11 protein-coding genes are annotated in these 12,654 nt (G+C 37.0%); 10 read left to right on the forward strand and 1 reads right to left on the reverse strand.

Annotation, left to right across the window (positions count from 1 at the left end; genetic code table 11):
* Positions 1-183 precede the first annotated feature (183 nt).
* Both ACFVQC_RS06705 and ACFVQC_RS06710 read left to right on the forward strand, forming a co-directional pair.
* A complete protein-coding gene (locus ACFVQC_RS06705; RefSeq protein ID WP_377897778.1) occupies positions 184-762 on the forward strand; it encodes an AAA family ATPase in 579 nt (192 codons plus the stop codon).
* Positions 759-1,331 (forward strand): DJ-1/PfpI family protein, encoded by a 573-nt coding sequence (locus tag ACFVQC_RS06710; protein ID WP_377897780.1) that lies wholly within the window; start codon positions 759-761, stop codon positions 1,329-1,331. Before ACFVQC_RS06705 ends, ACFVQC_RS06710 begins: the two co-directional genes overlap by 4 nt.
* A 13-nt stretch (positions 1,332-1,344) precedes the next feature.
* On the opposite strand, the gene ACFVQC_RS06715 is transcribed toward ACFVQC_RS06710, so the two are convergent.
* Entirely contained in the window at positions 1,345-2,292 is a 948-nt protein-coding gene (locus tag ACFVQC_RS06715) for a class I SAM-dependent methyltransferase (RefSeq protein ID WP_377897782.1), read from the reverse strand.
* Between the two features lie 196 nt (positions 2,293-2,488).
* Between ACFVQC_RS06715 and hutP the strand changes: the two genes are divergently transcribed.
* The 8 genes from hutP (at position 2,489) to ACFVQC_RS06755 (ending at position 12,610) form a co-directional block, all read left to right on the forward strand.
* Positions 2,489-2,929, forward strand: a complete 441-nt coding sequence (gene hutP / locus ACFVQC_RS06720) for a histidine utilization transcription antiterminator HutP (protein ID WP_000926519.1) — start codon at positions 2,489-2,491, stop codon at positions 2,927-2,929.
* Positions 2,930-3,031: 102 nt separating this feature from the next.
* Positions 3,032-4,549, forward strand: a complete 1,518-nt coding sequence (gene hutH, locus ACFVQC_RS06725; protein ID WP_377892380.1) for a histidine ammonia-lyase — start codon at positions 3,032-3,034, stop codon at positions 4,547-4,549.
* Positions 4,550-4,572: 23 nt separating this feature from the next.
* Entirely contained in the window at positions 4,573-6,231 is a 1,659-nt protein-coding gene (hutU, locus tag ACFVQC_RS06730; RefSeq protein WP_377892378.1) for a urocanate hydratase, read from the forward strand.
* A 12-nt stretch (positions 6,232-6,243) separates the two neighbouring features.
* Positions 6,244-7,515, forward strand: coding sequence for an imidazolonepropionase (gene hutI, locus ACFVQC_RS06735; protein ID WP_377897785.1), 1,272 nt, complete (start codon positions 6,244-6,246; stop codon positions 7,513-7,515).
* Entirely contained in the window at positions 7,494-8,465 is a 972-nt protein-coding gene (gene hutG, locus ACFVQC_RS06740) for a formimidoylglutamase (protein WP_377897788.1), read from the forward strand. Before hutI ends, hutG begins: the two co-directional genes overlap by 22 nt.
* 307 nt (positions 8,466-8,772) lie before the next feature.
* Positions 8,773-9,234 (forward strand): CarD family transcriptional regulator, encoded by a 462-nt coding sequence (locus tag ACFVQC_RS06745; RefSeq protein ID WP_170935206.1) that lies wholly within the window; start codon positions 8,773-8,775, stop codon positions 9,232-9,234.
* 602 nt (positions 9,235-9,836) lie between these two features.
* A complete protein-coding gene (locus ACFVQC_RS06750; protein ID WP_377897790.1) occupies positions 9,837-10,964 on the forward strand; it encodes an alkene reductase in 1,128 nt (375 codons plus the stop codon).
* A 71-nt stretch (positions 10,965-11,035) separates the two neighbouring features.
* Entirely contained in the window at positions 11,036-12,610 is a 1,575-nt protein-coding gene (locus ACFVQC_RS06755; RefSeq protein ID WP_377897792.1) for a glutamate synthase-related protein, read from the forward strand.
* Positions 12,611-12,654 lie beyond the last annotated feature (44 nt).

A 12,654-nucleotide genomic window follows, 5' to 3' on the forward strand; every position in this document is an offset into this window, starting at 1 on the left:
GAAGCAAAAAATAATGTAAGCTTGGAAACCCAAGCTTACATAAAAAATGCGTTCATAATCATCTCTATTTTTCATTATAAGTCAGATGGGAATAGGAAACAAGATGGTAAGTATTTCGTTGATAGTTTTAAAAATTCTGTATATTATAAAAGTAACTTACAATAGTGAAAAGGAATGATCGGTATGACTTACATAGTTTCACTTCAAGGACCGATGGCAAGTGGGAAAACGACATTAGCAAAAAGATTAGAGAAGAGAGGACATTCGATTATATATGAAAACCCTTATCCAATTGTAGAAAAGCGGAAAGAATTACATTTGGATATTTACACAAAAGACGGGTTTATTACAAATCAAAAAATGTTTATTGAAGCAAAAATAAAAGAGTTTCAAAATGTAAAGGAATCGATTGTTATTTTTGATCGTGGACCAGAAGATATTGAATTTTATACAATTTTTTATCCGAAACTTATTGGGGAAGATTGGGATATAGAAATAGGATTGAAAGAAGAACTATATAAATTAAGAGAGTGCCGTTCGGATGCAATTTTTTATTTAGATGTTTCGAAAGAGAGTTTGTATGATAGAAAAAATAATGATAGGGCAAGAAATCGTAGTACATTTGAGGAACAATTTAAATTAGTAGAAACTGAAAAAGAATGGTATAAACAATTTCCTGTAGCTTATGTGGACACAAATACATTATCAGTGAACGAATTAGAAATATATTTTATGGAATGGTTAAGGGGGAAAGGAATATGAAAAAAATACTTTTATTCGTATACCCAACATTTGCAGAGTTTGAAATTACGGTAGCAACGGCAATGTTGAAAAATGAATATGAAATCATTACAGCGGGAGTGACGAAGGAAACTGTTATAAGTGAAACTGGCTTGCGAGTACAGCCGCACATAGAATTAAATGAAACTTGTGTAGAAGAATATGAAGGAATTATTATTCCGGGTGGAGATGCAATACATATGAAAGAGGCAGAATTGCTCTTCTCAGTTATTCGTCAATTTTCTGAGAAAGAAAAATTAGTGGCAGCGATTTGTGCCGGACCGTATGCGTTAGCAAGAGCAGGTTTATTAAAAGAAATTTCTTATACAGCGACCATAGATTATCAAAAATTAGATTGTTTCACAGTAGAAAATTTTGTGTATACAGAAGTTGTACAACACTCAAATATTATTACGGCACAAGGACATGCATTTGTGCCATTTGGAATAGCAATTGCTTCTTATTTTGGAGTAGCGAACGAACATAATATAAATTTTTATAGTGGTAAGGGTAATGTGGTAATGGAGAAGCTTTTACCTGAAAACGTGTAAAAGCTAGCATTTGCTAGCTTTTTTCTTTTTTACATCGATAAATCGCTAACGTTTTCGGATCGCGCCATATACCGTTGTGAAGTGATAATTCACTTTCTATCTCTTCTTTTAGCCATTCCTTCATTTCGGTGTGAAGATATATATTATCAGGTATATTTAGTGACGGAAACATGCTAGAAATATAGTTTACAATCGGAGTAGCATGATGGAAAACGAGTGCATTATGAATAATTGTTTCTTCAACAGTTGGAAAAACAGATTGTAATAGTTCTTTTCCATTTTCTAAACAAAATGGAGAAGCTGCCGGTGATGTTTTTGGTAAATCAAATGCGACTAACATTTTGTTACACATTTCATCCATACGAGGTAATGAAACTTTAGAATTTGTTGTAGCTAAAAGGGCGCCGCCAGGACGAATTATCTTATGGAATCCTTGAATAGTTTTTTCGACATCTTTCATGTGGTATAACATATGCCTTGCGATTACCCAATCATAACAATTAGCTTCGAAAGGAAGTTTACTAGCATCACCGAGTTTCCATTCAATCATATTATTCGTTATAGCAGCTTCAGAAAGCATAGTTTCCGATTGATCAAAACCGGTTAGATATCCTTTATGACCATTAGTTTGCAAAAGGGAAAGAAATTTTCCGTTAGCACACCCGACCTCTAATATTTTTTCTTCTCCTTGAAGTTGTAAATGTTCAATGACGACTTCATCTATATTCACTTGTTTTTCTTCGTAATGTTTATGCGTATCGATACGTGTTTGTAAATGGTCACTAACGTTGTATTGGCGTTTTACATCATTCATTTTTTCACATTCCACCTTTATGCAAAATTGCTGAATCGCATGTGTTAATACGTCTGTTTTATTTAAACCTTCGTAATGGAGTGCTGATTCAAATCTTTCAAGAAATTTTTCTTCAATTCGAAAATGAATATCTTTTCGCTTCGCCACTGAAATCTCGCCCCTTTGCATCTGTTAGTGAGACTATAGCACGTCTGAAAAAAATCTGTAAATAAATTGTGTACACAAGTATGAGAGGGATAAAAAATTACTTGAATAATATTTTAAACTATTGACGATTTAACCGTTTTCATATATTCTTAAATTAAGTAATATTCAAATAATTCAAAAGAAATGAGAGAGTCACATGCTTCTTCAAGGAACACATCGAATTGGTCGTATGGCCATGCTGTTGGCACTTGCGGATGAGAATGAAAGTCCCGTATTATCTATTCCAAAAGGTTGGAAATATTGTACTGGGAAAGTTGGTTCTATGAATTCGCAAAAAGTAGTAGCAGCAATGGAAACAGCGGCTAAGAGCAACCGAGTTATTGAAACAGATGTTTACAGAGAAACACATGCACTTTATCATGCAATTATGGAAGCTTTGTACGGAGTGACGAGAGGTCAAATTCAGTTAGCAGACGTTCTTCGTACAGTAGGACTTCGCTTTGCGATTGTGCGCGGTACACCATACGACGGAAAAAAAGAAGGCGAATGGGTTGCTGTTGCACTTTATGGAACGATTGGTGCACCTGTAAAAGGATCTGAGCATGAGGCGATTGGTTTAGGAATTAATCACATATGATTTGCCCATAGTCTATTAGTTAGAAGGGGGCCTTATTTTTTAGGACAGAAGTCTGTCTTAAAAAGATAAGGTCCCCTTTTGCCTTTATAAGGAGGAAAAAGAATGATTACGTTAACAGGACACACATTGACAGTTGAAGAAATGAAGAGGTTGTTACTTGAAGGTGAAGGTGTAACAGCTTGTCCAACTAGTATGCAAAAGGTAGCAGAATGCCGCGAAGTAGTTGAAAAAATCGTAGAAGACGGAAAAGTTGTTTACGGTATTACAACTGGATTTGGAAAGTTTAGTGATGTGCTTATTCAAAAAGATGATGTAAAGGCACTTCAGCATAATCTAATTCAGTCACATGCGTGCGGAATAGGCGATCCATTCCCGGAAGAGGTATCACGCGGTATGTTAATTTTACGAGCTAACACGATGTTAAAAGGAGTATCGGGTGTTAGACCGCTTGTTGTAAATATGCTTCTTGAGTTTGTAAATCGTAAAATTCATCCAGTCGTTCCGCAACAAGGATCACTAGGAGCGAGCGGTGATTTAGCACCTTTATCTCATCTTGCTCTCGTTTTATTAGGGGAAGGTGAAGTGTTCTACAAAGGAAAACGAGTTCACGCGATGGTCGCTCTTACAGAAGAAGGACTTGAACCTATTGAACTTGAAGCAAAAGAAGGTCTTGCGTTAATCAATGGTACACAGGCGATGACAGCGCAAGGAGTTCTTTCTTATATAGAAGCTGAAGCAACGGCTTATCAATCTGAATTAATCGCTTCTATGACAATTGAGGGATTGCGCGGCATTATTGATGCATTTGATGAAAATGTTCATAAAGCGCGTGGTTATAAAGAGCAAGTCGAAGTGGCAAGCAGAATTCGTGATATTCTTCATGATAGTAAACTTGTGACAAAACAAGGAGAACTTCGTGTACAAGATGCATATTCACTTCGTTGTATCCCGCAAGTTCACGGTGCTTCTTGGCAAGTTTTAAATTATGTGAAAGAAAAATTAGAAATTGAAATGAATGCAGCAACAGATAATCCACTTATTTTTGATGGCGGGGAAAAAGTAATTTCTGGTGGTAATTTCCACGGACAACCAATTGCATTTGCAATGGACTTCTTAAAAGTAGGAATGGCGGAGCTTGCAAATATTTCAGAGCGCCGTATTGAACGCCTAGTAAATCCGCAATTAAATGATTTACCACCATTTTTAAGTCCAGAACCAGGACTTCAGTCAGGTGCAATGATTATGCAATATGCAGCGGCATCACTTGTTTCTGAAAATAAAACGTTAGCACATCCGGCGAGTGTAGATTCAATTCCATCGTCAGCTAACCAAGAAGATCACGTAAGTATGGGAACAATCGCTTCACGTCATGCGCATCAAATTATTCAAAATGCAAGACGCGTTCTTGCAATTGAGATGATTTGTGCGATGCAAGCAGCAGAATATCGCGGGATTGAAAACATGAGTACAGTTACGAAGGGCTTCTATCATCAAGGTCGTCAGCAAGTGCCTTCTATTACAAATGACCGTATATTCTCAACGGATATCGAAAATATCACGCATTGGTTAAAAACGAACTATTCAATAAAGGAAAGATTGGATGTAAATGCAGCACTATAAAACGAGAAAAGGGAGAGATTGAAATGGAAAAAGTACAACAAACAATTCGTGCGGCAAGAGGTACTGAGTTACAAACGAAAGGATGGGTTCAAGAAGCTGCACTTCGAATGTTAATGAACAATTTAGACCCTGAAGTAGCTGAAAAACCAGAAGAATTAGTTGTATACGGAGGAATTGGCCGTGCAGCTCGTAATTGGGAAAGCTACCATGCGATTGTTGATTCATTAAAAACGTTAGAAAGCGATGAAACGTTACTTGTTCAATCAGGAAAACCAGTTGCAATTTTTAAATCACATGAAGATGCACCTCGCGTTCTTTTAGCAAACTCAAACTTAGTACCAAAATGGGCGAACTGGGATCACTTCCGTGAACTAGAGAAAAAAGGTCTTATGATGTACGGACAAATGACAGCTGGTAGCTGGATTTATATTGGAACACAAGGGATTTTACAAGGAACATATGAAACATTTGGTGAAGCGGCACGCCAGCATTTCGATGGTTCATTAAAGGGCACAGTAACACTTACTGCTGGTTTAGGTGGCATGGGTGGCGCACAACCTCTTGCTGTAACGATGAACGGCGGTGTTGTAATTGCTATTGATGTAGATAAGCGTAGTATCGATCGTCGTATTGAAAAGAGATATTGTGATAAGTATACAGAATCATTAGAAGAAGCACTGGCTATTGCAAACGAGTATAAAGAGAAGAAAGAGCCTATTTCAATTGGATTATTAGGTAATGCAGCAGAAATTTTACCTGAGTTAGTAAACCGTAATATTATCCCTGACTTAGTTACGGATCAAACTTCTGCACATGATCCATTAAACGGCTATATTCCAGTAGGTTACACAGTAGAAGAAGCATCGAAGCTTCGTGAAGAAGATCCAGAACGTTACGTACAATTATCAAAAGAAAGTATGAAAAAACATGTAGAAGCAATGCTTGCAATGCAAGAAAAAGGTGCGATTACATTTGATTATGGAAATAACATTCGCCAAGTTGCTTTCGATGAAGGATTAAAAAATGCTTTCGATTTCCCAGGATTCGTTCCAGCATTTATCCGTCCATTATTCTGTGAAGGAAAAGGACCATTCCGCTGGGTAGCACTTTCTGGTGATCCAGAAGATATTTATAAAACAGACGAAGTTATTTTACGCGAGTTTGCGGATAATGAGCATTTATGTAATTGGATTCGTATGGCACGTCAGCAAGTTGAGTTCCAAGGTCTTCCATCACGCATTTGTTGGCTTGGTTATGGCGAGCGTGCAAAATTTGGCCGCATTATTAATGAAATGGTGGCTAATGGTGAATTATCAGCACCGATCGTTATCGGCCGTGACCATTTAGATTGCGGATCAGTAGCATCTCCAAACCGTGAAACAGAATCTATGAAAGACGGCAGTGATGCAGTAGCAGACTGGCCAATTTTAAATGCATTAATCAACAGTGTAAACGGTGCAAGCTGGGTGTCTGTTCACCACGGTGGTGGCGTTGGTATGGGTTATTCACTTCACGCTGGAATGGTTATCGTTGCAGATGGAACAGAAGCAGCGGCAAAACGTATTGAACGCGTATTAACTTCTGACCCTGGTATGGGTGTTGTTCGTCACGTTGATGCAGGCTATGACTTAGCGGTTCAAACTGCGAAAGAAAAAGGCGTTAACATTCCAATGATGAAATAAGGAGGAAGAAACATGCTGGACACTTTACTAATAAATATTGGTCAATTACTAACAATGGATCAAGAAGATGGCTTGTTAAGACGGGAAGCGATGAACACGCTTCCTGTTATTGAAAACGGTGCGGTTGGAATCGAAAACGGCGTAATTACTTTCGTTGGAACAGCGGAAGAAGCAAAAGGATTACAATCGAAAGAGGTTATTGATTGCGGCGGGAAAATGGTGTCTCCTGGTCTTGTTGATCCGCATACTCATCTTGTATTTGGTGGATCTCGTGAAAATGAAATCGCGCTGAAGTTACAGGGAGTGCCGTACTTGGAAATTTTAGAACAAGGCGGAGGTATTCTTTCAACTGTAAATGCAACGAAACAAGCATCGAAAGAAGAACTTGTTCAAAAAGCGAAATTTCATTTAGACCGTATGCTATCTTTCGGTGTAACAACCGTAGAAGCGAAGAGTGGTTACGGATTAGATGATGAGACAGAATGGAAACAATTAGAGGCAACTGCACAATTACAAAAAGAGCATCCAATTGATTTAGTTTCAACATTTTTAGGTGCTCATGCAGTTCCGAAAGAGTATAAAGGAAGATCGAAAGAATTTTTACAATGGATGCTAGATCTATTACCAGAGATGAAAGAGAAGCAATTGGCTGAGTTCGTTGATATTTTCTGTGAAACAGGTGTGTTCTCTGTAGAAGAATCAAAAGAATTTTTATTAAAAGCGAAAGAGCTTGGCTTTGATGTGAAAATTCATGCAGATGAAATCGACTCTCTTGGTGGTGCGGAAGCAGCGGCTGAAATCGGTGCGGCGTCAGCGGACCATTTAGTTGGCGCTTCTGATAAAGGAATTGAAATGCTTGCGAATTCTAATACAGTAGCGACTTTATTACCAGGAACAACTTTCTATTTAAATAAAGAAAGTTTCGCACGCGGCCGCAAAATGATCGATGAAGGTGTTGCTGTTGCTTTAGCTACAGACTTTAACCCAGGAAGCTGTCCAACTGAAAACATTCAGCTCATTATGAGTATTGCAATGCTGAAACTAAAAATGACACCAGAAGAAGTCTGGAATGCGGTAACAGTTAACTCATCTTATGCCATTAATCGAGGCGATGTAGCTGGGAAAATTAGAGTTGGTCGTAAGGCGGATTTAGTTTTATGGGATGCTTATAATTACGCTTACGTACCGTACCATTACGGCGTAAGTCATGTAAATACAGTATGGAAGAATGGTAATATCGCATATACAAGAGGTGAACAATCGTGGAGCACGGCCACTATTTAAAGAAAAATGAAAAGTTTATCGATCGCGAAGTAACGAAATGGAGCGAAATGATTAAAGATTGGGAGGAAGGGGAGGAAATATTCGGTGCTGCCTTAATTGGAGCACCCCTTTCTAAACCATCTATTAGTCATTCAGGAGCATGTTTTGCACCAAAAACAATTCGTTCAATGTTAGATGCATATAGCACGTACGCAATTACAGAAGAACATGATATGAAAGAAAGTGTTATTCATGATTGCGGTGATATTACGATGCATGTGACAGATATAAAAGAGAGTCATAACCGAATTGCGAAAACAGTTGGTCACTTGACGAAAGTAAATCCGAAAATGATACCAATCGTTCTTGGTGGTGACCACTCGATTAGTTTTCCGAGTGTAACTGGTTTTGCAAATAGTAAAGGGAAGGTCGGTATTATTCAATTTGATGCCCATCATGATTTACGTAATTTAGATGATGGTGGTCCATCAAATGGTACACCGTTCCGTAGTTTACTAGAAAATGATGTGATTACAGGAAAACAACTCGTTCAAATTGGGATTCGTAATTTTTCAAATGCACGAGCGTACCATGAATATGCAAAAGAGCATGGCGTGACAGTGTATACAATGAAAGATGTAAGAGAGCGAGAAATAAAAGATCTTATTTCAGAAAGTATTGAAGTATTAAGAAAACAAGGTGTGACTTCTATTTATATTTCTCTTGATATGGACGTATTAGACCAAGCGTTTGCGCCAGGCTGTCCAGCAATCGGTCCTGGTGGAATGGATAGTACAACTTTACTTGATGCAATTGAATTCCTTGGTAAAGAGCCACTCGTTCAAGGGATGGATATAGTAGAAATTGATCCAACTCTTGATTTTAGGGATATGACGAGTAGAGTAGCTGCGCAAGTGATTATGAGTTTTCTTTTAGCGCGAGAAACGATTAGTAAGCAGGTTAGTATATAAGCGAAGAATCGCGCGTGTGAAGTTTTGAAGTAACCGTTTTTGTCTTTCATGTTACACATTATATAAAAACACATCGCTACTTATATGTAGTGATGTGTTTTTTTTGTTTTACAAGGTATATAAAATTGGAGAAAATGGGTGTAGAAATGTAACAAAATCGCGGGTTTTTTAGTGTTTCTGTACAGCTTGAATTTTTATGTGTAAATAAATTGACATAGAAAATAATTTTGTGATATTATAAAAATTTTGCTAAAAAAATAAATGTGTGTTAAGATTGAGAAGGTTACCATATATGGAGGTGGATTATTTGTTTCAAATTGGCGATAACATCGTTTATCCAATGCACGGAGCAGGTATAATTAAAGCCATAGAAGAAAAGGAAATCTCAGGAGAAAAAAGACAGTATTATGTTATAAAAATGTCGGCTAGTAATATGGAAGTAATGATTCCTATGGGGAAAATATTGAGTTCAAATATACGACCAGTCACAGATATAAAGGCATTAACAAACATAATAGATATTTTTCAGCACGGGGAATCAGATAGATTACTGACGTGGAAACAAAGGTATAAATTGAATACAGATAAAATAAAAACGGGTAAAATACAAGAAGGTGCTGAAGTTGTACGTGATTTATTACGTATGCAGAAAGAAAAAGCACTTAATGCAAGCGAAAAGAAAATGTTAGATAATGCACATGAATTTTTGATTAGTGAACTGGGATTAATTGAAGGTATCACAGAAAATCAAATAAAAAGCTTTTGTTAAGATTCATTGTAGATAATGTATTACATCCCAAAAAAGATCTTGAATTTTTTGGGAATATAATTATAGAAAATCAATCATTTCAAAAACATTCAACTCTTTCAAACCACTTTTAAAGCATTAACCCCTTTTGTTATTACTACAATTTAATCCATTTTTATTTTTTAATTTCTTTTACGAATGTTCGAAGTTTAATTCAATACTTCGATAAAATAGTTACTTGATTTTTGCAATCCTGATTCACACTGGCACGGACAAGGAGCCGTAAGGATGAAAGAGAGGTAGGGCTTTCATTGTTTTAGGTATATAAGTTTTTATTTTTAGAAGAATACTGAGCCACTCTCATTTCTATTGTTAAGAGATTTTCCATATGTGAGGAGATAATAATTGTTTATTTTCTTTATGTAAAAGAGATAAACGAATTGTTAGCCTTATATGGTCAACTAAAAAAGGTTTCCTAATTAGGAAACCTTTTTAATTTTTGTTTTTATCATTCTGTTTGTTTAATATTCGAATGTTTAATGGTAAAGACGTATAAATTGACGTTACTATTTAAAAGTAAGTATGATGCGATTATAGTAAGTTTTTTATAAGGGGGAAGAAAAATGACAAGTTCAAACGATAAAGCAGCAAATATTTATGCAGGAACAAATATAAATAATTGGGGATCTTTTGAAAACACCGATGAAACGAAGCTGTTTGATCCGATTCAAATTGGATCTTGGTCTCTTCACAATCGCATAGCGATGGCACCGATGACGAGATGTTTTGCAAATAATGAGACTGGGGTAGTTGGTACTGATGTAGTAGAGTATTACCGAAAGCGTGCTGCTGATGGGATTGGATTAATTATTACAGAAGGAATTGTCATTAGCCCGAGAGCAAAAGGGAATCCGGGAGTGCCAGGTATTTATACACAAGCACAAATTGATTCTTGGAAACCTGTTACAGAGGCAGTACATAAAGAAGGCGGAACGATTATTGCTCAAATATGGCATGTTGGACGTATGAGTCATCACGAAATAATTGGTGGTCAAATGCCACAAGCGCCGTCTGCTATTGCTGCGGAGGGTAATGTTCCGCGTTTTCGTAAACCATTTGATACTCCAGAAGCAATGACGTTAGAAGAAATAAAAGAAGTTATCGGTCAATATGCACAAGCTGCAAAAAACGCAATCGAAGCTGGATTTGATGGAGTAGAAATTCATGGTGCACACGGGTATTTAATTGATCAATTTACCTATGAATTTGCAAATAAGCGAACAGATAAATATGGCGGGGACTTAAAGCAAAGATTAACATTTATGAAAGAAGTAACCGAGGCTGTAATAGAGGCAGTTGGAGCTAATAAAACACTTCTTCGTTTCTCTGTCTTTAAAGGTGATAATCCTGCTTATATGTGGGAAAATCCAGAACTTGCGATTGAAACGTTCGTAAATATGTTTAAAGAAGTTGGATTAACGATGATCCATCCGTCAACGATGAATTATACGCAAGTTATTGCTGACGGAAAGAATTTTCATCAATTAGTAAGAAAATATTGGGATGGTACTATTGTTGGGGTGGGTAATTTGAATCCGAAAGAGGCAGAAGAAGCATTGCAAGAAGGAACAATTGATGTAGCGGCGTTCGGAAGACCATTAATCGCTAATCCAGATTTTGTTCATCGAATTAAAAATGCTGAAAGTTTAGTTGAATATGACGCGAAAGAGCATCTTGCTACGTTAGTGTGAATAAGGATAAAAAGAGAACACATCGAGTGTTCTCTTTTTATTATGGAATTTCATATATAGGGGGAAGCGGAATGAGTGAAGCGCTACTCGTTATTATTAGTATATTGCTCTTTTTGATGCTACTTTTAATTGTCTTTTTTATCATTACATTTTTTATTAAAAAACGGACGCATCATTCTATATTAAAACTGCATCCATACTTAGGTAGAATGCGCTATTTACTCGAAAAAATAGGCCCAGAATTTCGGCAATATTGGTTTGATCATGATACTGACGGAAAGCCTTTTTCGCGCTACGATTTTCAAAGTGTTATGTTTCTAGCAAAATACCGTTCTGAAATACTTGGTTTTGGATCGAAACGGAATTTTGAGGAATCTGGCTATTATATTGCTAATACATTATTCCCCACATTAACAGATGAATTAAGTGTGAATCTCACGCAAGAACGTGAGGGGAAAAAATATATGATTCATAAAGAAGGATTATTTTCAAGAAGAGAAAAATTGACAGCGGATACAACAAACCTTTGGTTGTATGAAGAAGATGATGCCATTATCGTCGGTGAAAATCGGAAATATCCATGGAAACTGTATGGTATGTTTGGAGCGTCAGCAACTTCTTACGGTGCGATTGGAGAAAATTATATTTTATCAGCTGGGTTTGGTGCAAAAATGGCAGGTGGTTCGTGGATTAATACTGGGGAAGGGGGCGTAATTCCAGAACATTTACACACGGGTGCGAATATCGTTGCGCAAATTGGTCCGGGATTATTCGGATACCGTGACGAGGACGGGAATTTTTCGATGAAGGAATTTATGGAGAAGGCGAAAGAAAGTAATATTAAAGCATTTGAATTGAAATTTGGGCAAGGAGCAAAAATACGTGGTGGTCATTTAGAAGGACAGAAGGTAAATGAGAAAATCGCTTCCGTTCGGAAAGTACGAGAAGGTGAAACGATTAATTCGCCAAATCGATTTTCATTTATTAATAGTGCAGCAGAGGCTTTATATTTTATTCAAGATTTGCAAGAAAACGGTGGTAAACCAGTAGGCATGAAAATTGTAATTGGTCAACAGAAACCTTTGGAAGATTTATTAAAAACAATGAAAGAATTAAACATCTATCCAGATTTTATTACAATCGACGGTTCAGAAGGTGGATCAGGTGCAACGTATAAATCGATGGCAGATAGTATGGGGCTACCGCTTATACCGGCATTACTTACATTTATTGATACGGCGAATCATTACGGTGTTCGGGATAAATTAAAGGTGTTTGCCTCAGGGAAATTAATCACACCAGATAAAGTAGCAATTGCTTTAGCTATCGGTGCAGATGCCGTAAATTCAGCACGCGGCTTCATGATGGCAAGTGGCTGTATTATGGCGCTTCAATGTAATTCAGGGCAATGCCCATCGGGTGTTGCAACTACGAATCCGCACTACCAAAAAGCGTTAGATCCGTATGAGAAGAAATGGAGGGTAATGAACTATATTATTAGTATGAGATATAGTTTGTTTTCATTAGCGGCAGCGGCGGGAGAAAAGAGCCCGCGCCATTTAACGAGAGAGCATATTGTGTTTAAAGATGAAAGGGGAAAAATTGTTCCGCTATCGGAGCTGTTCCCTAAAGTAAATCAAAAATAAAATATATGTGTTAAAAGTCATACGTTGGTATGACTTTTTTATTC

It is taken from the genome of Bacillus sp. NPDC057893, from assembly GCF_042796455.1.
In the GTDB taxonomy this organism is placed as follows: domain Bacteria; phylum Bacillota; class Bacilli; order Bacillales; family Bacillaceae_G; genus Bacillus_A.

Excerpts from the sequence above, each read along its gene's own strand:
- hutP (WP_000926519.1), top strand. The coding sequence starts at position 2,489 with ATGCTTCTTCAAGGAACACATCGAATTGGTCGTATGGCCATGCTGTTG.
- ACFVQC_RS06755 (WP_377897792.1), top strand. The coding sequence starts at position 11,036 with ATGAGTGAAGCGCTACTCGTTATTATTAGTATATTGCTCTTTTTGATG.
- hutI (WP_377897785.1), top strand. The coding sequence starts at position 6,244 with ATGCTGGACACTTTACTAATAAATATTGGTCAATTACTAACAATGGAT.
- ACFVQC_RS06750 (WP_377897790.1), top strand. The coding sequence starts at position 9,837 with ATGACAAGTTCAAACGATAAAGCAGCAAATATTTATGCAGGAACAAAT.
- ACFVQC_RS06710 (WP_377897780.1), top strand. The coding sequence starts at position 759 with ATGAAAAAAATACTTTTATTCGTATACCCAACATTTGCAGAGTTTGAA.
- ACFVQC_RS06705 (WP_377897778.1), top strand. The coding sequence starts at position 184 with ATGACTTACATAGTTTCACTTCAAGGACCGATGGCAAGTGGGAAAACG.
- hutH (WP_377892380.1), top strand. The coding sequence starts at position 3,032 with ATGATTACGTTAACAGGACACACATTGACAGTTGAAGAAATGAAGAGG.
- hutU (WP_377892378.1), top strand. The coding sequence starts at position 4,573 with ATGGAAAAAGTACAACAAACAATTCGTGCGGCAAGAGGTACTGAGTTA.